This is a genomic window from Pseudomonas fluorescens (assembly GCF_001307155.1).
GTDB classification, from domain to species: Bacteria; Pseudomonadota; Gammaproteobacteria; order Pseudomonadales; family Pseudomonadaceae; genus Aquipseudomonas; species Aquipseudomonas helvetica.
Genome location: NZ_CP012830.1, coordinates 5,475,989 through 5,501,520, shown reverse-complemented (window position 1 = coordinate 5,501,520; position 25,532 = coordinate 5,475,989). Strand labels below are relative to the sequence as shown.

At 60.8% G+C, this 25,532-nt stretch carries 23 protein-coding genes; 5 read left to right on the top strand and 18 right to left on the bottom strand.

Going from position 1 to position 25,532, the window contains the following annotated elements; all coding sequences use genetic code 11:
- Nucleotides 1-3 precede the first annotated feature (3 nt).
- The 6 genes from sufU to AO353_RS24915 form a co-directional block, all read right to left on the bottom strand.
- Nucleotides 4-462: a Fe-S cluster assembly sulfur transfer protein SufU gene (gene sufU / locus AO353_RS24940; RefSeq protein WP_054597359.1), complete on the bottom strand. Its 459-nt coding sequence runs from the start codon at nucleotides 460-462 to the stop codon at nucleotides 4-6.
- A complete protein-coding gene (locus AO353_RS24935; protein ID WP_054597358.1) occupies nucleotides 459-1,733 on the bottom strand; it encodes a cysteine desulfurase in 1,275 nt (424 codons plus the stop codon). The genes sufU and AO353_RS24935 overlap by 4 nt, the downstream gene beginning before the upstream one ends.
- Nucleotides 1,730-3,040, bottom strand: a complete 1,311-nt coding sequence (gene sufD, locus AO353_RS24930; RefSeq protein ID WP_054597357.1) for a Fe-S cluster assembly protein SufD — start codon at nucleotides 3,038-3,040, stop codon at nucleotides 1,730-1,732. The genes AO353_RS24935 and sufD overlap by 4 nt, the downstream gene beginning before the upstream one ends.
- Nucleotides 3,037-3,801, bottom strand: coding sequence for a Fe-S cluster assembly ATPase SufC (gene sufC / locus AO353_RS24925; RefSeq protein WP_054597356.1), 765 nt, complete (start codon nucleotides 3,799-3,801; stop codon nucleotides 3,037-3,039). Before sufC ends, sufD begins: the two co-directional genes overlap by 4 nt.
- A gap of 16 nt (nucleotides 3,802-3,817) precedes the next feature.
- Nucleotides 3,818-5,266, bottom strand: coding sequence for a Fe-S cluster assembly protein SufB (sufB, locus tag AO353_RS24920; protein WP_054597355.1), 1,449 nt, complete (start codon nucleotides 5,264-5,266; stop codon nucleotides 3,818-3,820).
- A gap of 89 nt (nucleotides 5,267-5,355) precedes the next feature.
- Nucleotides 5,356-5,673 (bottom strand): Rieske (2Fe-2S) protein, encoded by a 318-nt coding sequence (locus AO353_RS24915; RefSeq protein ID WP_054597354.1) that lies wholly within the window; start codon nucleotides 5,671-5,673, stop codon nucleotides 5,356-5,358.
- 211 nt (nucleotides 5,674-5,884) lie between these two features.
- On the opposite strand from AO353_RS24915, the gene AO353_RS24910 reads away from it, so the two are divergent.
- The 3 genes from AO353_RS24910 to AO353_RS24900 are packed head-to-tail and all read left to right on the top strand — an operon-like array spanning nucleotide 5,885 to nucleotide 9,836.
- The gene (locus AO353_RS24910) at nucleotides 5,885-7,258 is read left to right on the top strand and encodes a glutamine synthetase family protein (protein WP_054597353.1); all 1,374 of its coding nucleotides are present in this window, start codon (nucleotides 5,885-5,887) and stop codon (nucleotides 7,256-7,258) included.
- A 22-nt stretch (nucleotides 7,259-7,280) separates the two neighbouring features.
- On the top strand, nucleotides 7,281-8,672 hold the full coding sequence (locus AO353_RS24905) for an aldehyde dehydrogenase family protein (RefSeq protein WP_054597352.1): 1,392 nt from the start codon (nucleotides 7,281-7,283) through the stop codon (nucleotides 8,670-8,672).
- Nucleotides 8,673-8,675: 3 nt separating this feature from the next.
- The gene (locus AO353_RS24900; RefSeq protein WP_054597351.1) at nucleotides 8,676-9,836 is read left to right on the top strand and encodes an iron-containing alcohol dehydrogenase; all 1,161 of its coding nucleotides are present in this window, start codon (nucleotides 8,676-8,678) and stop codon (nucleotides 9,834-9,836) included.
- A gap of 201 nt (nucleotides 9,837-10,037) precedes the next feature.
- On the opposite strand, the gene AO353_RS24895 is transcribed toward AO353_RS24900, so the two are convergent.
- Nucleotides 10,038-10,913 (bottom strand): hypothetical protein, encoded by an 876-nt coding sequence (locus tag AO353_RS24895; protein ID WP_054598328.1) that lies wholly within the window; start codon nucleotides 10,911-10,913, stop codon nucleotides 10,038-10,040.
- Between the two features lie 65 nt (nucleotides 10,914-10,978).
- A complete protein-coding gene (cls, locus tag AO353_RS24890) occupies nucleotides 10,979-12,373 on the bottom strand; it encodes a cardiolipin synthase (RefSeq protein ID WP_054597350.1) in 1,395 nt (464 codons plus the stop codon).
- Between the two features lie 236 nt (nucleotides 12,374-12,609).
- Here cls and AO353_RS24885 point away from each other — a divergent pair, with 236 nt between their 5' ends.
- Nucleotides 12,610-13,338: a Crp/Fnr family transcriptional regulator gene (locus AO353_RS24885; RefSeq protein ID WP_054597349.1), complete on the top strand. Its 729-nt coding sequence runs from the start codon at nucleotides 12,610-12,612 to the stop codon at nucleotides 13,336-13,338.
- Nucleotides 13,339-13,461: 123 nt separating this feature from the next.
- Nucleotides 13,462-14,157, top strand: coding sequence for a Crp/Fnr family transcriptional regulator (locus tag AO353_RS24880; RefSeq protein WP_054597348.1), 696 nt, complete (start codon nucleotides 13,462-13,464; stop codon nucleotides 14,155-14,157).
- Between the two features lie 5 nt (nucleotides 14,158-14,162).
- Here the strand turns inward: AO353_RS24880 and AO353_RS24875 are convergent, their stop codons facing one another.
- The 10 genes from AO353_RS24875 to AO353_RS24835 form a co-directional block, all read right to left on the bottom strand.
- Complete coding sequence (locus AO353_RS24875; RefSeq protein WP_237142926.1) at nucleotides 14,163-15,014, bottom strand: sensor histidine kinase; 852 nt, start codon at nucleotides 15,012-15,014, stop codon at nucleotides 14,163-14,165.
- A gap of 1 nt (nucleotide 15,015) precedes the next feature.
- The gene (locus tag AO353_RS24870) at nucleotides 15,016-15,465 is read right to left on the bottom strand and encodes a hypothetical protein (RefSeq protein WP_081013880.1); all 450 of its coding nucleotides are present in this window, start codon (nucleotides 15,463-15,465) and stop codon (nucleotides 15,016-15,018) included.
- 125 nt (nucleotides 15,466-15,590) lie between these two features.
- Nucleotides 15,591-15,749 (bottom strand): DUF3309 family protein, encoded by a 159-nt coding sequence (locus AO353_RS30170; RefSeq protein ID WP_081013818.1) that lies wholly within the window; start codon nucleotides 15,747-15,749, stop codon nucleotides 15,591-15,593.
- 531 nt (nucleotides 15,750-16,280) lie between these two features.
- On the bottom strand, nucleotides 16,281-16,841 hold the full coding sequence (locus AO353_RS24865) for a YSC84-related protein (protein ID WP_054597346.1): 561 nt from the start codon (nucleotides 16,839-16,841) through the stop codon (nucleotides 16,281-16,283).
- 338 nt (nucleotides 16,842-17,179) lie between these two features.
- Complete coding sequence (locus AO353_RS24860; protein WP_054597345.1) at nucleotides 17,180-17,902, bottom strand: NAD(P)H-dependent oxidoreductase; 723 nt, start codon at nucleotides 17,900-17,902, stop codon at nucleotides 17,180-17,182.
- 69 nt (nucleotides 17,903-17,971) lie between these two features.
- Nucleotides 17,972-19,387: an aldehyde dehydrogenase family protein gene (locus tag AO353_RS24855; RefSeq protein ID WP_054597344.1), complete on the bottom strand. Its 1,416-nt coding sequence runs from the start codon at nucleotides 19,385-19,387 to the stop codon at nucleotides 17,972-17,974.
- Nucleotides 19,380-20,570 (bottom strand): pyridoxal phosphate-dependent aminotransferase, encoded by a 1,191-nt coding sequence (locus AO353_RS24850; protein WP_054597343.1) that lies wholly within the window; start codon nucleotides 20,568-20,570, stop codon nucleotides 19,380-19,382. Before AO353_RS24850 ends, AO353_RS24855 begins: the two co-directional genes overlap by 8 nt.
- Before the next feature lie 60 nt (nucleotides 20,571-20,630).
- Entirely contained in the window at nucleotides 20,631-22,238 is a 1,608-nt protein-coding gene (locus AO353_RS24845) for a 5-guanidino-2-oxopentanoate decarboxylase (RefSeq protein WP_054597342.1), read from the bottom strand.
- Nucleotides 22,239-22,248: 10 nt separating this feature from the next.
- Nucleotides 22,249-24,348, bottom strand: a complete 2,100-nt coding sequence (locus AO353_RS24840) for an acetate--CoA ligase family protein (RefSeq protein ID WP_054597341.1) — start codon at nucleotides 24,346-24,348, stop codon at nucleotides 22,249-22,251.
- A gap of 18 nt (nucleotides 24,349-24,366) precedes the next feature.
- Nucleotides 24,367-25,527: an acyl-CoA dehydrogenase family protein gene (locus AO353_RS24835; protein ID WP_054597340.1), complete on the bottom strand. Its 1,161-nt coding sequence runs from the start codon at nucleotides 25,525-25,527 to the stop codon at nucleotides 24,367-24,369.
- Between the last annotated feature and the right edge of the window lie 5 nt (nucleotides 25,528-25,532).

Genomic DNA, 25,532 nt, shown 5'->3' with positions numbered 1-25,532 from the left:
TGATTACTCCGTCGTGACCTGCGAGGCGCCGCCTTCGAGGGCGCTGCGCAGCGTGTGCCAGGCCAGAGTGGCGCACTTGACCCGCACCGGAAACTCCCAAACGCCTGAAAGCACCGCGAGTTTACCGAGCTCTGCGGGTGTCACCCGGGCGTTTGGCCCTTCGGTGAGCAACGTATGCACCCGGGCAAAAAGTGCCTGCGCCTCCGCAGGCTTTTTCCCCTTCACCGCCAGCGTCATCAGGGACGCCGAGGCCTGGGAGATGGCACAGCCAACCCCCTGAAAACTGATGTCCTCGATCACCCCGTTCGCCAGCCGGAGATAAATCTTCAGTTGATCGCCGCACAGCGGATTGAAACCCTCCGCCGTACAGGTCGCGTCCGCAAGCGGGTGAAAGTTACGCGGCCGCTTTCCGTGGTCGATGATCACGTCCTGGTAGAGGTCGCGCAGTTCGTCGCCACTCATCGGAACACCTCCTGAACTTTGGCCAGCCCGGCCACCAGTGCATCGATATCCCGCTCGGTGCTGTAGCAGCCGAGCGACGCGCGAGCGGTGGCGGGCACGCCGAAACGGTTCATCAAGGGCTGTGCGCAGTGATGCCCGGTGCGAATCGCGATCCCTTCGCGGTCAAGGATAGTGCCGATGTCGTGCGGGTGGATGCCGTCGAGGACAAACGAAAGAACACCGACCTTTTCTGCTGCCGTACCGATCAACCGCAGGCCGGGCAACGCCGCCAACGCCTTGGTGGCGTAGGCCTGCACGGCCTGCTCATGAGCCGCAATCGCCCCAGGCCCCAGTTCAGCGAGAAAGTCGATCGCCGCACCAAGGCCGATAGCGCCGGCCATGTTCGGGGTCCCCGCTTCAAACTTGTACGGCGGTTTGTTGTAGACGGTTTTCTCGAAGCTGACCGAGAGAATCATGTCGCCGCCGCCCTGATAAGGCGGCATGCTTTCGAGCAGCTCGTGACGGCCGTAGAGCACGCCGATGCCGGTGGGGCCGTACATTTTATGGCCAGACAAGGCGTAGAAATCGCAGCCCAACGCTTGTACGTCGACCTTGAGGTGCGGAGCTGCCTGGGCGCCGTCGACCAGCACGCGTACGCCCCGCGCGTGGGCGAGCTCGACAATGCGCCGGATCGGGTTGATGGTGCCCAGCACATTGGAGACATGGGTCACCGCCACCAGTCGGGTCCTGGGCCCGATCAGCCGTTCCAGCTCATCGAGCAGCAGTTCGCCAGCGTCGTTGATCGGCGCCACCCGCAGCCGCGCGCCAGTCTGCTCGCAGAGCATCTGCCACGGCACGATATTCGAATGGTGCTCCATGGCCGTGATCAGCACCTCGTCGCCTGTTCGGAGCTGAGTCTTGCCGTAGGTTTGCGCCACGAGATTGACCGCTTCGGTCGTGCCGCGGACGAAGACGATCTCTTCGACGGATTCGGTATTGAGGAAACCCTGGACCTTGGCCCGAGCCTTCTCATACTCCTCGGTGGCGCGCACCGAGAGGTAATGCACGCCGCGGTGCACGTTGGCGTTCTCCTTGGAAAAGAAGTGCGACATAGCATCGATGACCGCCTGCGGCTTCTGGCTGGTCGCGGCACTGTCGAGGTAAATCAGCGGCTTGCCGTAGATCGTCTCCGCGAGGATCGGGAACGCCTGGCGCACACGTTCGACGTCGTAGCCTGGCGTAAGGTGGAGCGGTTTCGATAGCCCTTGAAGGCGGTTTTCGAGGTCGCTCATGCCGACACCTCCAGCCCGCGCAACTGCGCGGTGACCAGTCGCTGCACATGCTCGCGCAACGGCTCCAGTTCAATGAGCTCGAGCATCTCGCTGACGAACGCAAAGGTCAGCAGCGACCGCGCCGCCGCCAGCGGAATACCCCGTGAGCGCAGGTAGAAAATAGCCTGCTCATCGAGTTGGCCGACGGCGGCACCGTGAGCGCACTTGACGTCATCGGCGAATATCTCCAGCCGAGGCTGAGAGTTGACCTGGGCCGACGTCGACAACAGCAGATTCTTGTTGGTCTGGCTGGCATCGGTCTTCATCGCTCCCGGACGCACGATGATCCGTCCGTCAAAGATTCCATGCCCATGATCATCGATCACGCCTTTATAGCGCTCGCGGCTGGTGCACCGCGGGGCCCGGTGCTCGATGGTTGTCTGGTTATCAAGGTGCTGCTGGCCTCGCGGCAGGTACAGACCGTTCAGGGCGACTTCGGCGCCTGGGCCTTCGAGTACCACGCGCAGTTCCTGCCTTGCCAGTTTCGAACCCAGTGCCAGGGAATGCGCTGTGAAGTGACTGCCCTGAGCCTGGCGCACGCTGAGCAGCGCGACATGGAAGGCCGCCGTGCTCTCATTCTGCAGCGTGTAATGTTCAAGCGTAGCGTCGGCGTCCAGCAGCACCTCGCTGACTGCGTTACTCAGGTAGACCTCTTCCCCGCTGCTGACATGGCTTTGCACCAGAATCGCCCGGCTGCCGGCCCCCATCTGCACCAGGACACGCGGATGGGTCACCCGTGGCGTGGCGTCCGATGTCGAGAGAAACACCAGATGGATCGGGACGTCGAGCGTCGTGTGGGCAGGAATCTGCACCAACGCCCCATCCTCGGCAAACGCCGCATTCAGTGCGGTAAAGGCTTGTGGCTGTGAGCGAAACGCATGGGCGAACAGATTTTCGAGTCCCCCATTGTCGGCGTTCAGCAACGGTGCAAATGGGCACACCTTAACGCCGCGGGGCAGTCCTTCAAGTGCCGACAGTTCATCCGCGAAATAGCCGTTGACGAAGACCAGCCGTACGCCGCCGTAGTTGCCGGCGAGTCGTTCGATGTCGACGGCGGACAGGTCCTGACTCGCGATCGTTTCGACCGGCTGGAAAGGAATCTCCAGGATCGGCGCGACTCGCGTGTGCTTCCAGGCCTCGTCCTTGACCGTCGGAAAGCCTTGCTCGGTCACCCACTGGAACGCTTCGCGGCGCAACGCTTGCAGCCAGGCCGGACGCCGGGCGTCAACGCTGGGGTTGAGCTGCGAGAGCAACGCCGCGCTGTTCATGGCCTGGCTCCGGGCGCTGCAGAGTCCTGCTCATAGCTCGCATAGCCGTGTTTCTCCAGCTCGATGGCCAGCTCCTTGCCACCGGACTGGACGATCCGCCCGTTGGCCATGACGTGCACGCGATCCGGGACGATGTAGTCGAGCAATCGTTGATAGTGGGTGATCACCAGCAGCGCGCGATCCTTGCTGCGCAGCGCGTTGACACCGGCTGCGACCGTCCGCAGCGCGTCGATGTCGAGGCCTGAGTCGGTCTCGTCGAGGATCGCCAGACGGGGTTCGAGAATCGCCATCTGGAAAATCTCGTTGCGCTTCTTCTCGCCGCCCGAAAAATCGACGTTGAGCGAGCGGTTCATGAAGCTCTGGTCCATCTCGACCAGCGCCATGCGCTCCTTGGCGAGCTCAAGGAAATCCAGTGCATCCAGCTCTTCAAGCCCGCGCTGCTTGCGCACGGCATTGAGGGCCGTGCGCAGGAAGTAGAGGTTGCCGACGCCGGGAATTTCCACCGGGTACTGAAACGCCAGGAAAATCCCGGCGACCGCCCGCGCTTCTGGCGGCATGGCGAGCAGGTCCTGGCCGTCATACAGCACCTCGCCGCTGACCTCATAAGTTTCAAGGCCCGCGAGGACCTGGGCCAGCGTGCTCTTGCCGGAGCCGTTCGGCCCCATGATCGCGTGCACCTCGCCCGCTTCCACCCGCAGCGTGATGCCCCGCAGGATTTCACGGCCGTCGACGCTGGCGTGCAGATCATTGATCTCGAGCATGCTCCCACCCCGGGCCTTAGCCCACGCAGCCCTCCAGGCTCACACCCAGCAGTTTCTGGGCTTCTACCGCAAATTCCATCGGCAGCTCCTTGAGCACTTCGCGGCAGAAACCGTTGACGATCATCGGCACCGCGTCCTCTGCGCTGATACCGCGCTGCCGGCAGTAAAACAGCTGCTCGTCGCTGATCTTCGACGTCGAGGCCTCATGCTCGACCTGGGCGCTGGGGTTCTTCACGTCGATATAAGGAAACGTATGCGCGCCACACTCGCTGCCCAATAGCAGCGAATCGCACTGCGTGTGGTTGCGGGCGCCGGTCGCGGCTTTCTGGATCTTCACCAGGCCGCGGTAGGTGTTCTGTCCATGACCGGCGGATATTCCCTTGGACAGAATGGTGCTGCGCGTATGCCGGCCGATGTGGATCATCTTGGTGCCGGTGTCCGCCTGTTGGTGATTGGCCGTCAGGGCGACTGAATAGAACTCGCCGACCGAATAATCGCCCTGGAGTATCACTCCCGGGTATTTCCAGGTGATCGCGGAGCCGGTTTCAACCTGCGTCCAGGAGATCTTCGAGTGTGCGCCTGCGCACTTGCCGCGCTTGGTGACGAAATTGAAGATGCCGCCGCGTCCTTGGGCATCGCCGGGGTACCAATTCTGCACCGTGGCGTACTTGATTTGGGCATTATCCAGCGCGACCAGCTCGACCACCGCCGCGTGCAACTGGTTATTGTCGCGCATCGGCGCGGTGCAGCCCTCGAGGTAGCTCACATAGGCGCCCTCTTCTGCAACGATCAACGTGCGTTCGAACTGGCCGGTGTCCGCGGCGTTAATGCGGAAATAGGTCGAGAGCTCCATCGGGCAGCGCACGCCCTTGGGCACGTAGCAGAAGGAACCGTCGGAAAACACCGCCGAGTTCAGCGTGGCGAAGAAGTTGTCGCTGTAGGGCACCACCGAACCGAGGTACTTACGCACCAGTTCCGGATGGTTTTGCACGGCTTCGGAGAACGAGCAGAAGATCACCCCGACTTCGGCGAGTTTGTGCTTGAAGGTAGTCGCGACCGAGACCGAGTCGACTACCGCATCCACCGCAACGCCGGTCAGGCGTTCCTGCTCAGCGAGCGAGATACCGAGCTTGCCAAACATCTCGCGCAGCTCGGGATCGACCTCGTCAAGACTGCCGGGCCCTGGCGTTTTCGGCTTCGGCGCCGAGTAATAGATGATGTCCTGGTAGTCGATGGGCGCGTAATGGACGTTCTGCCAGGAGGGCTCGCGCATCGTCAGCCAGTGGCGATAGGCCTTCAGGCGCCAGTCGAGCAGCCACTGCGGCTCGTTCTTCTTCGTCGAGATCAGGCGGATGAGGTCTTCGTTGAGGCCGCGCGGGGCCGCATCGCTCTCAAAATCAGAGACAAAGCCGTACTTGTAGGCCCGGTTGCTGAGTTCGCGGATCCTCGCATTGTCAGTGCTCATCGCGGATGCCTCCTGCTGTTGGCAGGATGATGTGATCGTTTAACTATACTCCTTCCCTGTTCCTTACGACCCGAGCTAGCCCCTGGCGTTCAAACATCCGACGATTGCCGTAACAGGATGTCGTTACCGTCCACCCGGACCTCGAACTGTTCGACCTGGTAAGCCGGTTCGGTGAGGCATTCGCCGCTGGTCACGTCGAACTCGTAGGCGTGAACCGGGCAAATCACCACGGTGTCGCACAGTATTCCGTCCCCCAGCGAACCGTCTTCGTGCGGACAGGTGTTGTGGATGGCGAAGTACCGGCCATCGACATTGAACAGCGCGACGGGCGTGCCCCCAAGGTTCACGGTTATGCCGTTACCCGGTTCGACATCCCCCACGCAGGCGACCTTGACGAACTCACTCATAGTGCCATCCCTCTTGAGTGTCATTTTAGCTGCTGGATCTGCTGGTGATTCGTCGGGATCCGCTCGCCAGGACGTGCGCCCGGCAGCAGTAGGCTAAGCTTTCAGCAGCTCATTGCTCACGATGCTCGCGCCTGCAGGTTTTGGTTTTTCTGAAGAGCGTCTGCAATAGCTATTTCAGACCGGCCCAAACCATTCACGCAGGACTGACGTGATGACCGAGCCCCTTCTCAGCTTCGAAGAACTGAAACTCGCCGCTAGCGCAGGCGATATCGATACCGTGCTGGTCTGCATGGTCGATATGCAGGGGCGACTGGTCGGCAAGCGATTCCAGGTCGAGTTTTTCATCGACAGCGGCCATGAAGAAACCCACTGCTGCAATTACCTGCTGGCTGATGACATCGACATGGAGCCCGTGCCGGGTTACGCCGCCGCCAGCTGGAGCAAAGGCTATGGCGATTTCGTGCTGAAACCCGACATGGCCACCTTGCGCCGCGTGCCGTGGCTGGAATGCACGGCGCTGGTGCTCTGCGACGTGCTCGATCACCACCACCGGCGGGACTTGCCCCATAGCCCACGGGCAATCCTGAAAAAGCAGATCGAGCGACTGCGCGAGCGCGGCTACAGCGGCATGTTTGCCTCTGAGCTGGAGTTCTATCTGTTTGACGAGAGTTACGAGGCCATCCACGAGCGCAATTACCACAAGCCGAAAACTGCCGGCCACTACATCGAGGATTACAACATCCTCCAGACCACCCGCGAGGAGCCGGTGCTGCGGGCGATTCGCAAGCATCTGCAGGCATCCGGCATTCCCGTGGAAAACTCCAAGGGTGAATGGGGCCCGGGCCAGGAAGAAATCAACGTCCGTTATGCCGATGCCCTGACCATGGCCGACCAGCACGTGATCATCAAGCACGCCTGCAAAGAGATTGCGCAATTGCAGGGCAAGGCGATCACGTTCATGGCCAAGTGGCGCTATGACGCCGCCGGGTCCAGTAGCCATATCCACAACTCGTTGTGGGACAAGAATGGCAAAAAGCCGTTGTTCTTCGACCCCAAGGCCGAGTTCGGCATGTCGACGCTGATGCGTGCCTGGGTGGCCGGGCAGCTTAAATACGCCAACGACATCACCTGTTTTCTCGCGCCTTACATCAATTCGTACAAGCGCTTCCAGGCCGGCACGTTCGCGCCGACCCGGGCGATCTGGAGTCGGGACAACCGCACCGCAGGCTTTCGTTTGTGCGCCGAAGGCAGCAAATCCATCCGTATCGAATGTCGCATCGGCGGCGCCGACCTCAACCCTTATCTGGCCTTCGCCGCGTTGATCGCCGCAGGCCTGGCCGGTATCGACGAGCAGCTCAGCCTGGCGCCACCCTTTGAAGGCGATGCCTACCTCGACGAACACTTGCCGGAAGTCTCGAAGACCCTGCGCGAAGCCTGCGCCGCGCTCAAGACCTCGAGCATGTTGCGCGAGGCGTTCGGTGACGAAGTGGTCGACCACTACGTGCACACCGCCGAATGGGAGCAGAAAGAGTACGACCGACGGATAACCGACTGGGAACTGCAGCGCGGCTTTGAGCGCTATTGAGCAATCGATTATTGAGGCAGCCATGACGTCGATGATTCAACTCATCTCCCCGGTCGATGGCCGGGTCTACGCCGAACGCCACTGCGCCGATGCGGCGCAGATCGAGCAAGCTCTGACGGCTGCCGCAGCCGCCCAGGCGTCATGGAAGCGCCGGCCACTGAGCGAACGCGCCGCATTTTGCAGCGCCGCCGTGGACGCGATGCTGGCCATGAAGGACGAAATAGTCCCGGAACTGGCCTGGCAAATGGGCCGCCCGGTACGCTTTGGCGCTGGCGAACTGCGCGGTTTCGAAGAGCGTGCCCGGCACATGATCGCCATCGCACCTGAAGCCTTGGCAGCGGTCGAACCTGCGCCTGTCGCGGGGTTTCGACGCCAGATCAAACGCGAGCCGCTGGGTACGGTGCTGGTTATCGCTCCGTGGAATTACCCCTACCTGACGGCGGTGAATACGATTATTCCGGCGCTGATGGCCGGCAACAGCGTCATCCTCAAACACGCCTCGCAAACGCTGCTGGTCGGCGAACGTTTCGCCGAGGCCTTTCGCCGCGCCAACCTGCCCGAAGGGCTGTTCCATAACCTGCTGCTCAATCACACCTATACCGCGGCGATCATTGCCTCGGGACGGGTGCAGCAAGTGAACTTCACCGGTTCGGTCGAAGCCGGCAAAGCCATCGAAATCGCCGCTACCGGGCTCTTCCTCGGTATCGGGCTGGAGCTCGGCGGAAAAGACCCGGCCTACGTCCGCGCAGACGCCAACCTTGAGCATGCCGTGGAAAACCTGGTGGACGGCAGCTTCTTCAACTCCGGGCAAAGCTGTTGCGCCGTCGAACGCATTTATGTCGATCAAACAATTTACCCGGCATTTGTCGAGCGTTTTGCCGCCCTGACCCGCCATTACGTGCTGGGCAACCCGCTGGACGAAGCCACCACCCTCGGCCCGTTGGTCAATCCGGGTGCTGCAGAGTTTGTGCGCGGGCAGATCGCCGAAGCGCTGGCAAAAGGTGCAAAAGCACTGATCGATCCAAAGGCCTTTCCAGCGGACGTGCCCGGCAGCGCCTACCTCGCGCCGCAGGTGTTAGTCGATGTCAGCCATCAAATGTCGGTGATGCGCGAGGAAAGCTTTGGTCCGGTGGTCGGCATCATGCCGGTTGCCAGTGACGACGAAGCCATTGCTTTGATGAACGACAGCGAGTTCGGGCTCAGCGCTTCCATCTGGACCACCGACCTCGCCGCCGCCGAACGTATCGGCGACGAGATCGCCACCGGCAGCGTATTCATGAACCGCTGCGATTACCTGGACCCGGCGCTGGCCTGGACCGGGGTGAAGAACAGCGGGCGCGGCGTAACGCTGTCGCGCATCGGTTACGAACACCTGACCCGAGCCAAATCCTTCCATTTGCGCCATGAGATCTAAGCCATGAGCCTGACTGCGAACTGGAACTACCCCACGAGCATCCACTTCGGTGTTGGCCGTATCGCCGAGCTGGCCGACACCTGCCGCAGCCAAGGTATCCAGCGACCGTTGCTGGTCACCGACAGTGGCCTGGCGCGCGCGCCGATCACCACAGCGGCGCTGGAATCCCTGCGCGCCGCCGGCCTCGGGGTGGAGCTGTTTTGCGACCTCAAGCCGAATCCGGTCGAGGCCAACCTGGCGGGAGGGCTCGACGCCTGGCGTGCCGGCAAGCACGATGGCGTGGTCGCCTTCGGTGGCGGCAGCGGCCTGGATATGGGCAAGCTGATCGCCTTCATGAGCGGCCAGACCCGGCCGGTGTGGGATTTCGAAGACATCGGCGACTACTGGACCCGCGCCGATGAAAGCAGCATCGCCCCGATCATTGCAGTACCGACCACCGCGGGTACGGGCTCCGAGGTCGGCCGTGCAGCGGTGATCATCGACGAGCGGACACATACCAAACGGATCATCTTCCACCCGAAAATGATGCCGCGGGTGGTCATCAGCGACCCGGCGCTCACCGTCGGCATGCCGGCAAAAGTTACTGCCGGCACCGGGATGGATGCCTTTGCCCATTGCCTGGAGTCGTACTGCGCCCCCGGTTTTCACCCCATGGCCGAAGGGATTGCGGTAGAAGGCATGCGCCTGGTGGCCAACGCCCTGGTACGGGCAGTGCGCACACCCTCTGACCTTGAGGCGCGCGCGGAAATGCTCGCGGCGGCGGCGATGGGTGCCACCGCCTTCCAGAAAGGCCTGGGTGGGATGCACGCGCTCGCACATCCGGTGGGCGCCCTGTACGACACCCATCACGGCATGACCAACGCCACGTTCATGCCCTATGTGTTGAAATTCAATCGCCCGGCCATCGAGGAGCGCATCACCCGCCTGGCGGCATATCTGCGTCTGCCGACCCCAGGCTTCGACAGTTTTCTGGCCTTCGTCCTCAAGTTGCGCAAGGACATCGGCGTGCCGCATACGCTGTTTGAGCTAGGAGTGGATGATCGGCAGGCCGACCTGATCGCCGACATGGCGATTGTCGACCCCTGCGCCGGCGGTAACCCGCTGCCCTTGACCCGCAATGGCGCGATGGAGATTTTCGAAGCGGCATATCACGGCCGGCTCTAGGGCCGCAATGCTGTTCACTTAAGGAAGTTTGGAGGCCTGAGAAGTATCTGTGGCGAGGGAGCTTGCTCCCGCTGGACTGCGTAGCAGGCCCAATTCAGGGCCGCTTCGCGCCCCAGCGGGAGCAAGCTCCCTCGCCACAACGGCGGATATGCCTGAAACATCGGCTTAAGTGAACAGCATTGGGCTCTAGAGCCGGCTTTTTTATTTCGCTGCTGCCGAACCTTCTACTTGCTGGGGCTGGACTTCACTGCGCTTCATGGAGAGGTACTCGCTGCGCTCAATCTCATGCAACTGCAGCGGGTAACGTTCAATCCCGGCATACCAGTCGCTCAGACGTTTTTCGAGCTGTTGCGGCGCGGGTGTCGTCAGCGCGCCGAGGTAGGCTTCGATCGCCACGTAGTAGCGCATCGCATTGCGCTCGACGAGACCACGCATATCGCCGATATAGGCTGGCTGACCATCGGCCTTGCGGCCAACGATGCTGAAACCGACCTTGTTGCGACCGACTGTCGCCAGATAGCCCTGCATGGCCACACGGGCCGCAATACCGTAGTCGTACGAATATGACAAATGCAGGAAGCTGCGTTGAGCATCGAGCTTCACCACTTCAAGCGTGACCCGATAGTTGCTCGTTCCAAACGGTCCTTGCGCGGAGCTCAACACAACCTGAAGGTAATCGGCGCTATCGGTCACAACCCGATAAACAAAATCGAACGGGTAGGTATCGGCCAGCGGCTGATCTGACTTGCGCCCTATATTGACGAGTAACCCTTCCTCTGCGCCGGAAGAGGCGTGACAACTCTTCACGTTCAAATGCAGGATCAGGATATCGCACCAATGGCCAATGCCCTGCAGCGCCGGACTGACCACCGCATAGGGTTGCTCGATCAAGGAATAGACGTCGCCTGTCAGGCTGCCTGACGTTTCAGTTGATTGAAGATACAGCGGGCGGTGGAACGGGTTGTTGGCCAACTGTTCACGCAAGGCGCCGTAGCGTGCGGTCAGTGCTTGAGCATCCTGCGCGTGGGCCAGCGGCATGCCGATCAACAGATAGAGCAAGACCACGTGAACCAGCATGGCGCCTCTGCAGAAACTGATATTCACCCGGCTCAAAAGCTTCATGGGCGTCATTTGTGCTTGCCTCACAACCAGTACTCCCAGAGGTGCGCAAACTGCTCCTTGGCTCTTACGTCAAGGGAACGCCGCTGCCACTTCTCAAGCGTAATTTCGTTCGACTTCAGCAGGTCCGCAAGGAACGCCGCGCGCATTTTCTCGCCGAATCCGCTGCCCAGTACCACGACGTTGACTTCCTGGTTGTGCAGAAAGCTGCGCCAGTCAAGATTGGTGGAGCCGACCGTGGACCAGACACCATCGATCACCGCGGTTTTGACATGCAGCAAGGCATCGCGGCGTTCGTAGAGCTTGACGCCGGCCTCCAGCAGCTCGGTGTAGTGCCTGCGGCCAGCATTGAAAACCAGCCAGGAATCAGTGCTGCTGGGCAGCACCAGCTTCACATCAACGCCGCGTGCCACAGCATTCTTGAGCTCCGCCAACAACTGCGGATCGGGCACGAAGTAGGCGTTAGTCAGCCAGATTTCGGTTTGCGCACTGCGTAGCGCCGAAATCAGCGTGGCGTAGATCAGGCTGTAGGGTTCGTCTGGCGAGCTGCCGATGGCACGTACGACCTCGTGGCCTTTGCGTTCGGTTTGCGGGAAGTAATGACGTGCCGCAAGCGGCTTGCCTTTCTGCTTTTGCCACGTCTCGATAAACAGCTTTTGCAATTCAGCCACTGCCGGCCCTTCAACCCGCAGGTCAGTGTCGCGCCAGGGCAACTTGCCGCCGGGCCTGACTTTGGCGTTCAGGCTGAACGAGTTGCCTGAATGGACACTGCTGACGTTGATACCGCCGAGGAAGGCAATGCGGCCATCAACGATCAGTAGCTTACGATGATCCCGCTGGTTCACTTGCCACCCAGCCTTGGCGGTCGCTGGATTGACCGGGTTGAATTCCAGCACATTAATGCCCGCGGCGGTCAGGCGGGTAAAAAAAGCCGAAGGGGTGCTGAGGGTACCGACGCTGTCCCGGATCAGATTGACCTGCACCCCAGCCGCTTGTTTGGCAATCAGCGCTGCGGCAAAGCGCTCGCCGATTTCATCGTCGTCAAAAATGTAACTCTCGATATTGATGTGATCACGCGCGCTGCCAATCGCAGAGATCATTGATTGGTAGGTAGTCGGACCGTTCTGTAACAGTTCGACCTTGTTGCCGTCCGTCAACGGGCTGCCGACGATGGCCTCCTCGATCGCCATATGCAGGTCGAAGATGTTTGTCTGGACCCCATTGGCCTTCAAACGGTCAATAACGGCCTTGCTGCGTTCGGCTGACAGCGGTCCATGCGTACTGTCGATCTTCACAGAGGCCGGGTTGGTGTAGGCCATATCGGGAACGATAGTGGGCAACGAACCACACGCCACCAGCAGTGTCAGGCTTAGCACTGTCAGAGTTCGCAGCAAAATCCGCATTGAAAACAGGTTCATGCAGCCTCCGCCTGAAACTGAAGGGGTGCCTGTATCGTGGCAGTAAATGAGCATGGTTTCGGTGCGATAACGCTCATAAATTTAGACTCTGCACAGCAGCCCCGCGGCTTTTTATCGCTGACAGCGAATCTGAATGCGTGCAGTAATACCGACAGACGGTTAAGCGCGGTCATGTACACAGCACGCCATGGATTAATCTGTAGAGATAGGGAATCTCAACTCGGACGGTGGCTGACATGCCTGATGCTCCAAAGCCACAACAGAACCATCTGCTGGCGGCTCTGCCGGCACAATCGCTGGAGCGTTTGCTGCCGCACCTCGAACCGATCACCCTGCCGCTCGGCAAGGTGCTCTACGAGTCCGGGGATGCCCTGCGACACGTCTACTTCCCCACCGACTCCATCGTGTCCCTGCTGTACGTGATGGAGAACGGCGCCTCGGCGGAAATTTCAGTGGTCGGCAATGAAGGCTTGATCGGCATCGCCGTCTTCATGGGCGGAGAAAGCACGCCGAGCCGGGCGATTGTCCAGAGTGCCGGGCATGCCTTCCGGTTACCTGGCCAGCGACTCAAGGATGAGTTCAACCGCCACGGAGAAATGCTCCAGCTGATGTTGCGCTACACCCAGGCGTTGATCATCCAGATGGCCCAGACTGCGGTGTGCAACCGCCACCACTCGATTGACCAACAATTGTGCCGCTGGTTGCTGCTGTCTCTCGATCGCCTGCAAGACAATCAACTGATCATGACCCAGGAGTTGATCGCCAACATGCTCGGCGTACGCCGCGAAGGCGTGACCGATGCCGCCGGCAAGCTGCAACGCCTCGGCGTTATCGAGTACAGCCGTGGCCACATCAAGGTGCTGGACAGGGCCGCGCTCGAGCAACTGAGCTGCGAGTGCTACGCGGTGGTCAGAAAAGAAACCGAGCGCCTGCTGCCTTACGTTCCGCTAAAGCCAACCCGCTGACTGCCAGTGCCTGCGTGTTCTAGCGAACAGACCGGCCTGCCAGAGTCACCCACACTTAAAGCATGAGACGGCCCCGGCACCTGTCCCGCCCATCCAGGGCCCACTGTGCCGCAGGATCTGCGCATGCCAATTACGTCAGGGCAACCAATAGAAAACCGGCTACTCCAGGGGCTGTCGAAGACTGACTACGTCCGGCTGCAAGCACAGTGCGATAACGTCGAACTGGCCTTTGGCACTGTCCTGTTCGAACCGGGCCATCCGATCCTGCATGTGTATTTCCCTCAAACAGCGCTCATCGCTGAAGTGGTGACGTTATACCGCCACCCTCCTCTGCACATGAGCCTGATCGGTAATGAAGGGATGCTTGGGGCGACACTCGCTCTGGGGGTTAATACCGCCCCCATGCGCGCCGTGGTGCAAGGCGCCGGCACGTGCCTGAGGATGAGAGGCTTGCAGTTGCAGGTCGCACTGCGCGAGAGCCCGTTATTGTTGCGCAGGCTCAATCAGTACCTGTACGTGCAGATGATGCAGCTCGCTCAAACTGCCGCCTGTACCCATTTTCACGAGATTGAGCCACGCCTGGCGCGCTGGTTGCTGATGACCCATGATCGCGCGCACGCCAATCACTTTCATCTGACCCACATGTCCCTTGCGGACATGCTCGGGGTTCGGCGCAGCGGCGTGACATTGGCCGCCGGCACGCTGCAACAGCGTGGATTGATCCGTTACACCCGTGGTGAAATCACGATTCTTGACCGCAAGGGATTGGAAGCGGCGTCATGCGAGTGCTATAGCGACACCCTCTCGACTCCGTTATGACGCAGTTATCGTGGTAAGGGAAAGGTCGCCGTGAACGTAGTGCCGCCTTCTATCGAGGAAGTCACCCTGATATCGCCGTGATGCGCCCTGACAATCTCTCTCACAATGAACAGGCCGAGCCCGACACTACGCAGTTTTGCGTTATCGTGACTGCCGCGAATCATTGGTTCGAACACGTTGTCGAGCAACTCCGAGGGTATCGGCGTGCCAAGGTTGTGCACGACGATGGTCACCTGGTCCTCGAAGCACGAAGACACCGTGACCTCACCCTCAGCCGTGCCATAGGCAATCGCGTTGGTCACCAGATTGCCAATAAGCTGATGGATCCGGTCACTGTCGGCGATGAAATGACCTTGGCCGACACAAAGATGGGTCAGCGTGTGCTCAGGGAACACCAGACTCAGCTCATCCAGGCATTCGCCCACCAATGCGTGCAAATCAACCGGTTTGAGGGAAACCGCAATGCTTCGCCCGACTTGCCTCAGGGTGAAGTCCAGCAGGTCTGCCACCAGACGTTGCGCGCGCTCTGCAGCGTGCGTTATGTGGCCGAGTATTTGTGCTTGCTTGGGAGGCAGGTCACGGCATCCGAGCAATTGCGAAGCCATTTTTATCGCCGCCAACGGATTGCGCAGGTCGTGACTGACAATCCCGATCAACTGTTCGGCGAACAGCGCCCGCTCTTCTGCGGCGGCGTTGTTGCTCCATAACGCATCCCGTGCAACGTCCATTGCATATTGGGCCTTGAGGTTCATCGCCAGATACCGCTCGGCAAGCAAGCGGGCAGCGAGAGGCCGTTCATCTGTCTTGAACAGCCTCACCTCATGAAACGTGCCGTGGTACGCAATACTCGGCTGCACGCTATTCACTCCAGTGCAAGTTCAGCGTTTCGATGGATTTACCACCGACTGAAATGGTGTGGCGCTCTTCATGACCATTCAAACTGGCGATGACCAGGTATTTGTTTGCCGGCAATTGCGCGTAAACGATGGGCCCCACCTGACTCAGCGATAACAGGGGGCTACCTTTTTCACTCTGGATCACCACGTCGACATTGCTGACGTACTGATTGGCAGGTCCCGTTGAAAAGGTCATGTGAAGGTTGTAGCCCTGGGTCTGGAGCAAAGCTTTTGACTCATCCAGGCCGATGCCTCCCGTCAGATAGCGGATGCCATTCTGCTCCTGCGGCTCCAACTGCACGGCCGACATGTCGACCGGTTCTGCGGTGGCTGCATGCAACACCACGGGAGACAAACCGAGCAATAGGGCCAGGGTGAGTCTTGAAAGCGTCAGTGAATGGTTGAACAACATAAGGGTTTTCATATTTTCTCCGGTCAATAACCAGCAGTAATCTGCTTGGCACTCAGCGTGCGCGTAGTCGCCAGATGGGGTCTGTGCGCTAGTGCACCGAGGTGTGCGCGTTTTATTAACGGGTGTCAGATTCTCCCTAATAAAAGCAACACAACCAGGACAATAACGACCACGCCTAATAAACCGCTCGGCGCATAGCCCCAGCTTCGGCTGTGCGGCCAAGTCGGAATAGCGCCAACCAGCAGCAAAATCAGCAGGATCAACAGTATGGTTCCCAAGCTCATGGCTTTTCTCCTTGAGTCTGCAGTAGGTGGATGTTGTGCAGGCAGTGAGACCTTGATCTGCGCGTTGCAGGCTACCAACTTGACACACGTACCCGGTACAGTCTGTACGGCAACACACATATCGTCAGTGTTTGATTGATCAGGGGCTCGGTCGTTGTTATTCCGCTTGTGCAACGTTTTTTGCGTTATTTAGATCACCCAGTGTGTGATGGCGTACAGAACGCCGCGACGATCAGGCACAAAATAAAAACAATAACAGAGCAGCTTTCGCTGCAGCGGGTAACACCATGAACACAATGACCGATTCAGCCCTGGTACAGCGCATTAATGCACAGTGCCATCCCTTGATACGCTACCTCCACAAGTTAAGTGGAGTACGTTATTTGGCCGCCTATGACGCTGCCGGCAGTTATGAACTGAACCCTATAAACGGTCACGCAAAACATGCGACCGACAGCGAGTTAGCCAATACGGAAGTCTGGGAGAGACTGCCTTAGGCAGCCTCCCTACCCCGGATGTACGTTGTCGAAGTTATCGTTTGATCAGCGAAATCTTGGTGCCTTCAATGCTGACGCCCGCCATCAGGCCTTGCTGGTCAAAGACAAACGCATAAGCATCATCTTTCAATGTCGAGCTCGACAGATTTTTCGCAACGCCTTGGTCAACCAGGACGACAGTCGGCCCTACGCCAACTTCCCAGCCCTTGGTCTCACGTACATACTTGACCGCTTTGTCAGTCATCAGGAACACGGCATAAGCATAGGACTGGGCGCCCGCCTGCAAGCCCCATGAACCGGTCACTGTGTTGTAGTAATTGTCTACTTTTGAACCGCTGAACATGACCCCCTCACCATAACTGCCACCAAATACCAGACCCGCCTTGATAACTTTAGGGAATACGAGCACGGCCTTGGCAGTGCGCGACATGGTCTCGGCCACCGGATTAGCTTTGTAGAGCATTTGCAAGGCATGCCGCGAATCCTGTTCCAGGTCCGCGGCCGTTGCGGCGCTTGCGGTGTTGAGCAAACCTGTTGAGGCCAGTGACAGGGTTGTGAGGGCGATAAACAGAAGTGAGCGTAATGAAGTTGTCATGGTTGTACTCCAATGCCAGCGATACACACGATGCGGCAAGCCGATAATCAGCAGGATGGGTAGCCGCGACTGTCCATTAGAGTGTAGTAGCGACCGGGCCATGTCTGTTCGGTGGCGCACACTGCCAGCCGCTGTAAGGCTTCAATCGTGGCGCAGCCACTCGATGAAGCAAGCTTCACCCCGATGGGGGAAACGACTGAGGAAGGATCAACGCAGGCTCGGCAGCTGCTACGACGGTTACGCCAGCCTTCATCTGTGTCAGTCGAGGGCTACGCGGTCTTGCGATAATGGACTGACACAAATTGATCGTTCCCACGCGGAGCATGGGAACGATCAGATTAAGCCTCGGTAGCGGCCGGCTTATACAGTGGATATAGCTGCTCATCGAACTGCGACAGCCGCGGAAACTCCAGAGGTTGTTCATCGCCAAGGTGCTCCAAACGCAGGCGATAATCTTCCAGGAATGCCTGGCGCGCTTCATCGCTGATGTATGGCACATGCCAGGCCACGAACGGTTCCAGCACCTCAAACCCGACGTAGGCCAGCGTGCCGCGCAGGATCGGCCGCAGCATGTCCTGCAACGGGCCGTGGATCGCATCCTCGCCGAACATATGCTCGCGACCGCCAAGGGTCACGCTCACCAAGGCTTTCTTGCCGCTCAACCCGCCCTGATCGTAAAAACGCTTGCCGCCGTAGCAGACACCGGACACCAGCACCCGGTCGATCCAGCCCTTGAGCATGGCCGGGGCGGAGAACCAGAAAATCGGGAAGTTGAGGATCAGCAAGTCTGCCCACAGCAGCTTGTCGAGTTCAGACTGGATATCTGCCGCCAGCGACTGGCTCTTCACGCCCAGACGTTGCTCCAGCGCATAGACCAGGTACTCAGGATTTTCCCGCGAAGAAAAGTCATTGCTGCTGGCCACGGGATTCCAGTTCATCGCGTACAGGTCACTGACCTGGACCTCATGCCCTTGGGCTTCAAGGGTCGCGACAGCCTGGTCACGCAGTGCAGCGGTAAACGATTTCGGCTCCGGATGGGCGTGGACGATCAGTACTTTCATGGCAATTCCTTGGACGTTTGCACGCTTTGTGTTTGAAGGCAGTAAAGGGTACGTGGAGTCATCGCGAGATCACACCTGGATCGCCTTCACTTCGACGAATTCGTTGAGCCCCTCCTCCCCCCATTCGCGGCCGTTACCCGACTGTTTGTAACCACCGAACGGCGCCAGATAGTTGAACGCCGCGCCATTCAGGAAACACTGGCCTGCTCGCAATTGCCGGGCAAGTTGTAAGGCGCGGTCAGGACTGCCGGCCCAGACACCGCTGGACAGGCCAAACGGCGAATCGTTGGCGATCTGAATCGCCTGCGCCTCGTCGGTGTAGGGGATCAGGCACAGCACCGGGCCGAAGATTTCTTCCTGAGCGATGCGCATCCGGTTGTCGACATCGGCGAACAGTGTCGGGCTGACGTAGTAACCGCGCTCGAACGCTTGCGCCGTATCGCCGCCACACACCAGCCGCGCGCCTTCCTGCTGGCCGACCTGAATGTAGTCGCGCACGGTACGCCGTTGGGCCGCCGAACACATCGGCCCGAGAAAGCTCTGCGGGTCGAGCGGATCGCCCATGCGCAAGCTCAAGGTTTCCGCCAGCGCCAGTTCCACCACCTCGGCGTAACGACTGGCCGGCAACAACATGCGGGTCAACGCGGTGCAGGTCTGCCCGGAGTTGATCATCACGTCCTGCACGCCGTAGCGCACCGCGGCGGCCAGATCCGCGTCCTCGGCAATCAGCAGCGGCGACTTACCGCCCAGCTCCAGGCAAACGCGCTTCACCGACGGTGCCGCCGCTTGCGCCACCCGCACGCCAGCGCCGGTGGAGCCAGTGAACGACACCATGTCGACGTCCGGGTGTTTGGCCAGCGCTTCGCCAACCTTCGAACCCGGCCCGCTGACCAGGTTGAACACCCCGGCCGGCAAGCCGATGGCCTCGATCATCTGCGCCAGTAAAAACGCGTGCAGCGGGGTTTCCTGACTCGGCTTGACCACCACCGTGCAACCGGCCGCCAACGCCGGTGCGAGCTTGCCGATCAGTTGATGCAGCGGGTAGTTCCATGGATTGATAAAGGCGCAGACGCCCACCGGTTCGCGAATCACCAGCGAATTGCCGACTTCGCGCACTTCATCCATCAAGCTTGCGAGCTCGACGTATTGCTCCAGCCCGGTGATCGGCCCGTCCACCTGAACCGAACGGCACCATTGCACCGGCATTCCCAGTTCGGCGGTGATGAGCGCAGCCATCTCGTCGGCCCGTGCGCGCAACTGCTCGGCGAGGGCGCGGATGTAGCCGGCGCGCACGCTGGACGGCGTTCGCGACCATGGGCCAAAGGCCCTACGTGCTGCGGCCACCGCGTTCTCGACATCACGCTCATCACCCAGCGGCACCGAGCCTGCCACTTCCTCGGTGGCCGGGTTGATCACCTCGGCAATGCCCTGCCCCGATGGCGTTTGCCAGCGGCCATCAATAAACAGCGCTGTGTAGTTATGCATGGACCTGAGCCTCCATCAGTTCACTGGCGCACCGGGCGATCCGCTGGCAGGCATCGCGCAATGGTTCTGCCCCCACCACCAGCCCCAAACGAATATGCCCGGCGGCACTCGGGCCGAACGCTTCGCCGGCCAGCACCGACACGCCATGCCGGTCGAGCAAACGATCGGCGAACGCCTGGGCGCTGAGCCCGGTTTCGCGAATATCGACCATCACGAACATCCCGCCATCGGGCTTCAACGGGCGCACACCGGGGCAATCGGCCAGGGATTCACAGACCAGATCACGACGCTGGCGATAGGCGTCGCGCATGGCGGCCAGCTCCGGCAAGTTGCTTTCCAGTGCCACGACCGCAGCGTCCTGAACGAAGTCCGGCGAACCGTAGAGCATGCACAGCGCGAGGTTTTCCAGATGCGCCGCGAGGGATGGCGGCGCCACCACCCAGCCGACGCGCCAGCCGGTCATGGCGTGGGATTTTGACAGGCTGTTGAGCGTCGCGGTGCGCTCGCCCATGCCCGGCAAACTGGCCGGGCTGACGTGTTCGCCCTCGAACAGCAATTCGCTGTAGACCTCATCGGAAATCAGCCACAGGTCGTGGGCGATGCACAGTTCCGCCAGCGCCTGCCAGGTGGTGCGCGGCAGGCTGGCGCCCGAAGGGTTGTGCGGGCTGTTCAGCGCCAGCGCCCGAGTGCGCGGGGTGATGCGGGCGGCAACGTCTTCGGGCAGCACCCGAAAACCGTTCTCGGAACGCACCGGCACCGGAATCACTACCGCACCGCAAGCACCGAACACCGCTTCATAAGTGACGTACATCGGTTCGGCGACAATCACTTCATCGCCTGGGTTGAGCACGCACTGGGCGACGCTGAACAGCGCACATTGCGCCCCGGCCAGCACCGTGACCTGATCGGCCGAAACCGGTTGGCCGCTGCGTTGCTGGTGGCGCTTGGCGATGCTTTCACGCAGCGCGCGTTTGCCACGCACTTCGGCGTAGTGAGTGTTACCGGACAACAGGCTGTCGATAGCCGCCTGCACGATCGGCACCGGCGTATCGAAATCCGGGTCGCCCACCGACAGCAGCAGAATGTCTTCGCCCTGTTCCTGCAGCGCCAGTGCGCGGTAATGAATGTCCCAGGCGGCGGCGCCGTCACCGGCAATACGTTGAGTCAGATCGGAAAAGCGCATGGCCCCATCCCCTTTTAAAAAAGCCCCGAAACAGTGTTTGAAAGCAACAGTGTTTGAAAGTCAGCGCGCGCACGCATGCTTGAGTTCGATCAGGGTCACGCCGTTGCGTTTGAAGCCGTGGCGCAAATCGGTTTGCAGCTCAGCCAGACTCTGCGGCTGGCTCACACTGCAACCAAAGGCCCGGCCAAGGGCGGCGAAGTCCGGGTTGCGCGGCAGCACGCCAATCGGCTCGATATCCAGCCCGAGCATGTCGTCGCGAATCTGCCCCAACGCGTCGTTGTTCCACAGCAGCACCACCAGCGGGCTGTCCAGTTCCTCGACAGCGGTCGCCAGTTCCTGCGCGGTGTAGAGAAAGCCGCCGTCGCCAACCAGCACCAGCCCCGGCCGTTGCGGCGCACCGAACTTGGCACCGATGCCCGCCGGCAAGCCATAGCCCAAGGTGCCGTAGCCGGTCGGATGCAGCCAACTGCGCGGCGCCAGGCTGTTGAAGGCGTAGTTGCCGGTGTAAGCCAGTTGGGTCATGTCGGTGCTGATGAACGCGTTGTCCGGCAGCTCGGCGGCGATACGCTCAAGAATCGCCTGATGGATCGACTGCAACGGACCGTGGCCGGCCTTCACGGCTTCGCGCAATGCAGCGACTGCGGCTATCGGCGCACTGGCATCGCGCGTGGCGGGCGACAGACGCTCCAGCAACGCTGCGAGGGTTTGTTGCGCATCGCCGTGCAACGCCACCGCGCATGGATAAAAGTCGTTGAACTTGCGCGGGTCGATGTCTACGCGCAGCAGTTCGGCCTTCAGTGGCAGACGCTCGCGCCAGAAATCGGTGTCGGCCATTTCGGTGCCGACTGCCAGCACCACGTCGGCTTCGGCGATCAGTTGCCAACCCGGCTCTACGCACAAGGTCGAGCCGGCATTGAGCGGTGCATCCGGCGGCAACAAGCCTTTGCCAGCGACACTGGTGAAAAACGGCACCGCCAGCCGGGTGCTGAGGCTCTGAAGTTCCTGCGCCGCGTTCAGTGCGCCGCCACCGGCAATGATCATCGGTCGCTTGGCCGTCTGCAGCTTGGCCACGGCTTGCTCCAGCGCAGTGGCTGCGGGCACGCCGCGTCCGGGGCGACGCACCACTTCATGACTCCAATCGCGAGTGACCTGTGCTGACAGCACATCCAGCGGCACGGAGATGTGCACCGGGCGCGGCCGTTCGCTATCGAAAACTGCGTAAGCGCGGGCGATCAGCTCGGGCAGATCCTCAGTGCTCAGCGCCACCGCCGAGAATGCGGTGATCGGCGCGGTCATGGCGCGCTGGTCCTGGGTTTCGTGCAGGCAACCCCAGCCCTTACCAAGGCTGGCGGTGTGGTTGACGCTGGAAATCACCAGCATCGGAATCGAGTCGGCATAAGCCTGACCGATGCCGGTCGCGGCGTTGGTCACGCCGGGGCCGGTGATGATGAAGCACACGCCGGGTTTGCCGCTGACCCGCGCATAACCATCGGCCATGAAACTGGCGCCTTGCTCGTGGCGGGTCAACACGTGGCGGATGCCGCTGCCGGGCAGGCCGCGATACAGCTCCAGGGTGTGCACGCCGGGAATCCCGAATACGGTGTCGACGCCGTAGTTGGCCAGCAGGCGTACCAGGGCCTGGCCGCCGGTCAAAGTTGTGGTTTGCATGTTCATATCCTCACTTGTGGCCGAGGCGAATCAACGCATCGACCGCCGTCGTGCCGTGGGCACCGACCAACAATGGGTTCACATCGAGTTCCAGCAACTGTCCGGCGTTCTCGCAGGCGTAATCGGCCACGGCACGAATCGCCGCCACCAATGCGTCCAGATCTGCCGCTTCACGACCGCGAAAGCCTTGCAGCAACGCGGCACTGCGCAGGCTCAACAACGCTCTGCGAATCGCACCATCGGTGGTCGGCAGCAGCAGGCTGTGGCTGTCCTTGAGCAACTCCACCAAAATTCCGCCAGCACCGATCACCAAGGCCAGGCCAAAGTCGTTTTCACGCTTGATGCCGACGATCAATTCGGCCAATGGCGGTGTGGCCATGGGCTCCAGCAGCACCCGATCGAACGGCACATTCGGTGCGTAATCGGCAATGCTCGAGCGCATGGTTTCCAGCGCGGCACTCAGGGCCGCGCCATCCTTGAGGTTGAGCGCCACGGCGCCGGCTTCGGTTTTGTGCGGCAATTGCGCGCTGAGCGCCTTCAGCACCAACGGGTAACCCAGCGCATTGGCGTCATTCAGCGCCTGGTCCGGGATGCTTAACACGCCGTTTGGAGTCGGCAGACCAAATGCACGTAGGGCCTGTTTGGAGTCCCACTCATTGAGCAACTGGCCTTCACCGTCCAGCGCCTGCGGACACAGCGGCACCAGCGCCGATTCACCAAGGGCCAGCAACGCCTGGCGATTGCGCTGATAACCGGCGATTCGGCCCCACGCCGCCAGCCCATCTTCCACGCCTTGCAACGCCGCCACGCCTTGAGCGTGCAAGCGCTCGCGGGCACTGGCCGGTAGCAGTTCGGGAAAGGCCGAGGTGACGAAACCGGTCTTGCCGTGACGGACCAACGCCTGGCAGTACAGCTCAAGCAGCAAGTCGCACTCTTTGCGCTCGCCGGTGAACTCCGCCGGATAGTCCAGCACCAGCATCGCCGCATCGGCTTCAGTACGCAGGGCACTGTCGAGCATGCGGTTCAAGGCATCGCCATCGCCCCAGATTGCGGTGGTGAAATCCAGTGGATTGACCAGGTTGGCGTAGCTCGGCAACACCTGCGCCAGCTCATCGGTTTGACGCTCATCAAGCTTGGGCAGGCTCAGCTCATTGCGTTCGGAGTAGTCGGCAATCAGCCCGGCATCGCCGCCCGAACAGGCCAGCGCAATCAGGCTGTTGCCCGCCGGCAGCTTGCCGCACGCTGCAGCCTTGAGGGTTTCGACGAAACTCACCGGACCGCTGACGCGAATCACCCCAAGCCGTGCAAACAGGCTGTCGTACAGCGCATCGGAGCCCGACAGCGAGCTGGTGTGACTGAGGGCCAGTTCGGCGCCGATCTGCGACACGCCGGTTTTCAAGGCGATGATCGGAATGCCCTTCTCCAGCGCTTTGTGCGCCGCCCGAGCGAAACCTGGAACGTTTTTCAAACCTTCCAGGTGCAAGCCAATGGCGGTGACCCGAGGTTCGTCGAGCAGCACGTCCATCAACTCGGCAATACCCAGTTGCGCCTGATTACCGACCGAGGCCATGTAGGCCACCGGCAACGAACGGTCGCTCATCGACAGGTTGTAAGCGAAGTTGCCGCTCTGGGTCAGCACCGCAACGCCCTGCTCCACCGGTTTGCCGCCGTGGGCCACCGGCCACAACGCCGAACTGTGCAGATAATCCAGCAAGCCATAGCAGTTCGGCCCGAGCAAAGCCATGTTGCCAGCAACCTTGAGCAACTGTTGTTGCAATGCCTGACCTTCGGCGCCGGCCTCGGCAAAACCGGAGGCGTAGCAAATCACCCCGCCCGCACCTTTGGCGGCCAGTTCGGCGACGCAGGTCAGGGTCAATTCACGGTTGGTCGCGACGAACACCGCGTCCGGGCCGCACGGCAGTTCGGCGATGCTGCGCACACACGGCACGCCTTCAAGGCTTTCATGTTGCGGATTGACCAGCCACAGTTGCCCAGGGTAGCCACCTTCAGCGCAACGCTTCAGGGCCCGAGCCATGCTGCGGCCACCGACAAACGCCAGATGGCGCGGCGCGAGCAGGCGTTTGAGGTTGTCACGAATCGTCTGGGACATGGGTATTCTCCGGGGCGATCAGCGCAACAGCGGCCGCAGCAGTTCGCGGGAAATGATGTGGCGCTGGATTTCCGAAGTGCCCTCCCAGATCCGCTCGATCCGCGCGTTACGCCAGATGCGTTCCACCGGTCCTTCATCCATCAGGCCCATGCCACCAAAAATCTGCACCGCCTCATCGGCCGCCCGACCGAGCACTTCACTGGCGAACAGCTTGGCCATTCCGGCCTCGCCATCGGTCATCGTGCCTTGATCCATCTTCCACGCCGTGTGCAAGGTCAGCAGTTCAGCCGCGCGGATCTGCGTGGCCATGTCGGCCAACTTGAACGACACACCCTGATAGGTGCCGATCGGCTGGCCGAACTGCTTGCGATCCGCCGCCCATTGCAATGACACGTCGAGTGCACGCTGGGCCTGACCAACGCAGTTGGCCGCGACCATCACTCGCCCGGCGGTCAGCCACGCGTTGGCGACTTCCCAACCCTTGCCGACTTCGCCCAACACCTTTGAGGCGGGTACGCGGCAATCGTCGAAGAACATTTCGAAGGTGTGGTAACCGCGGTTGCTCACGCACTTCGGCCCACGGCGAATGGTCATGCCCGGGGTATCGCGATCCACCAGGAACGAGGTCACGGCGTTGCGCTTGCGGCCGTTGTGTTCGTAGGTGTCGGTGACCGCGAAAACGATGGCGAAATCGGCGTGCCCGGCGTGGCTGATGAAATGCTTGCTGCCGTTCAGCACGAAGTCATCGCCGTCACGCACCGCGCGGGTCTTGATCGCGTTGGCATCGGAACCGGCACCCGGTTCGGTCAGCGCGAAGCAGTCGATCTTCTCGCCCTGGATGCATGGCAACAGGTAATCGTTGATCTGCTGGCCAGTGCAGGCCATGAGGATTTTCGACGGCCGAGCGACAAATACATGCAGCGCCCAGGAAACCTTGGACAGCTCACGCTCGATCAGCGCTTGCGACAGGTAATCGAGACCTCCGCCACCGACTTCTTCGGGCATGTTGAAGGCATAGAAGCCCGCCGCGATGGCCTTGCCGCGAATCTGTGCCGCCAGCTCCGGGGAGACTTCGTCGGCACGATCGACCGCTTCCTCGTGGGGCAGCAGTTCCTTGGCAACAAAGCTGCGGACCGCGTCCACCAACATTTCTTGTTCTTGGGTCAGTTGGAAATTCATGGTGT

Excerpts from the sequence above, each read along its gene's own strand:
- sufU (WP_054597359.1), bottom strand. The coding sequence starts at position 462 with ATGAGTGGCGACGAACTGCGCGACCTCTACCAGGACGTGATCATCGAC.
- AO353_RS24935 (WP_054597358.1), bottom strand. The coding sequence starts at position 1,733 with ATGAGCGACCTCGAAAACCGCCTTCAAGGGCTATCGAAACCGCTCCAC.
- sufD (WP_054597357.1), bottom strand. The coding sequence starts at position 3,040 with ATGAACAGCGCGGCGTTGCTCTCGCAGCTCAACCCCAGCGTTGACGCC.
- sufC (WP_054597356.1), bottom strand. The coding sequence starts at position 3,801 with ATGCTCGAGATCAATGATCTGCACGCCAGCGTCGACGGCCGTGAAATC.
- sufB (WP_054597355.1), bottom strand. The coding sequence starts at position 5,266 with ATGAGCACTGACAATGCGAGGATCCGCGAACTCAGCAACCGGGCCTAC.
- AO353_RS24915 (WP_054597354.1), bottom strand. The coding sequence starts at position 5,673 with ATGAGTGAGTTCGTCAAGGTCGCCTGCGTGGGGGATGTCGAACCGGGT.
- AO353_RS24910 (WP_054597353.1), top strand. The coding sequence starts at position 5,885 with ATGACCGAGCCCCTTCTCAGCTTCGAAGAACTGAAACTCGCCGCTAGC.
- AO353_RS24905 (WP_054597352.1), top strand. The coding sequence starts at position 7,281 with ATGACGTCGATGATTCAACTCATCTCCCCGGTCGATGGCCGGGTCTAC.
- AO353_RS24900 (WP_054597351.1), top strand. The coding sequence starts at position 8,676 with ATGAGCCTGACTGCGAACTGGAACTACCCCACGAGCATCCACTTCGGT.
- AO353_RS24895 (WP_054598328.1), bottom strand. The coding sequence starts at position 10,913 with ATGCTGGTTCACGTGGTCTTGCTCTATCTGTTGATCGGCATGCCGCTG.
- cls (WP_054597350.1), bottom strand. The coding sequence starts at position 12,373 with ATGAACCTGTTTTCAATGCGGATTTTGCTGCGAACTCTGACAGTGCTA.
- AO353_RS24885 (WP_054597349.1), top strand. The coding sequence starts at position 12,610 with ATGCCTGATGCTCCAAAGCCACAACAGAACCATCTGCTGGCGGCTCTG.
- AO353_RS24880 (WP_054597348.1), top strand. The coding sequence starts at position 13,462 with ATGCCAATTACGTCAGGGCAACCAATAGAAAACCGGCTACTCCAGGGG.
- AO353_RS24870 (WP_081013880.1), bottom strand. The coding sequence starts at position 15,465 with ATGTTGTTCAACCATTCACTGACGCTTTCAAGACTCACCCTGGCCCTA.
- AO353_RS30170 (WP_081013818.1), bottom strand. The coding sequence starts at position 15,749 with ATGAGCTTGGGAACCATACTGTTGATCCTGCTGATTTTGCTGCTGGTT.
- AO353_RS24865 (WP_054597346.1), bottom strand. The coding sequence starts at position 16,841 with ATGACAACTTCATTACGCTCACTTCTGTTTATCGCCCTCACAACCCTG.
- AO353_RS24860 (WP_054597345.1), bottom strand. The coding sequence starts at position 17,902 with ATGAAAGTACTGATCGTCCACGCCCATCCGGAGCCGAAATCGTTTACC.
- AO353_RS24855 (WP_054597344.1), bottom strand. The coding sequence starts at position 19,387 with ATGCATAACTACACAGCGCTGTTTATTGATGGCCGCTGGCAAACGCCA.
- AO353_RS24850 (WP_054597343.1), bottom strand. The coding sequence starts at position 20,570 with ATGCGCTTTTCCGATCTGACTCAACGTATTGCCGGTGACGGCGCCGCC.
- AO353_RS24845 (WP_054597342.1), bottom strand. The coding sequence starts at position 22,238 with ATGCAAACCACAACTTTGACCGGCGGCCAGGCCCTGGTACGCCTGCTG.
- AO353_RS24840 (WP_054597341.1), bottom strand. The coding sequence starts at position 24,348 with ATGTCCCAGACGATTCGTGACAACCTCAAACGCCTGCTCGCGCCGCGC.
- AO353_RS24835 (WP_054597340.1), bottom strand. The coding sequence starts at position 25,527 with ATGAATTTCCAACTGACCCAAGAACAAGAAATGTTGGTGGACGCGGTC.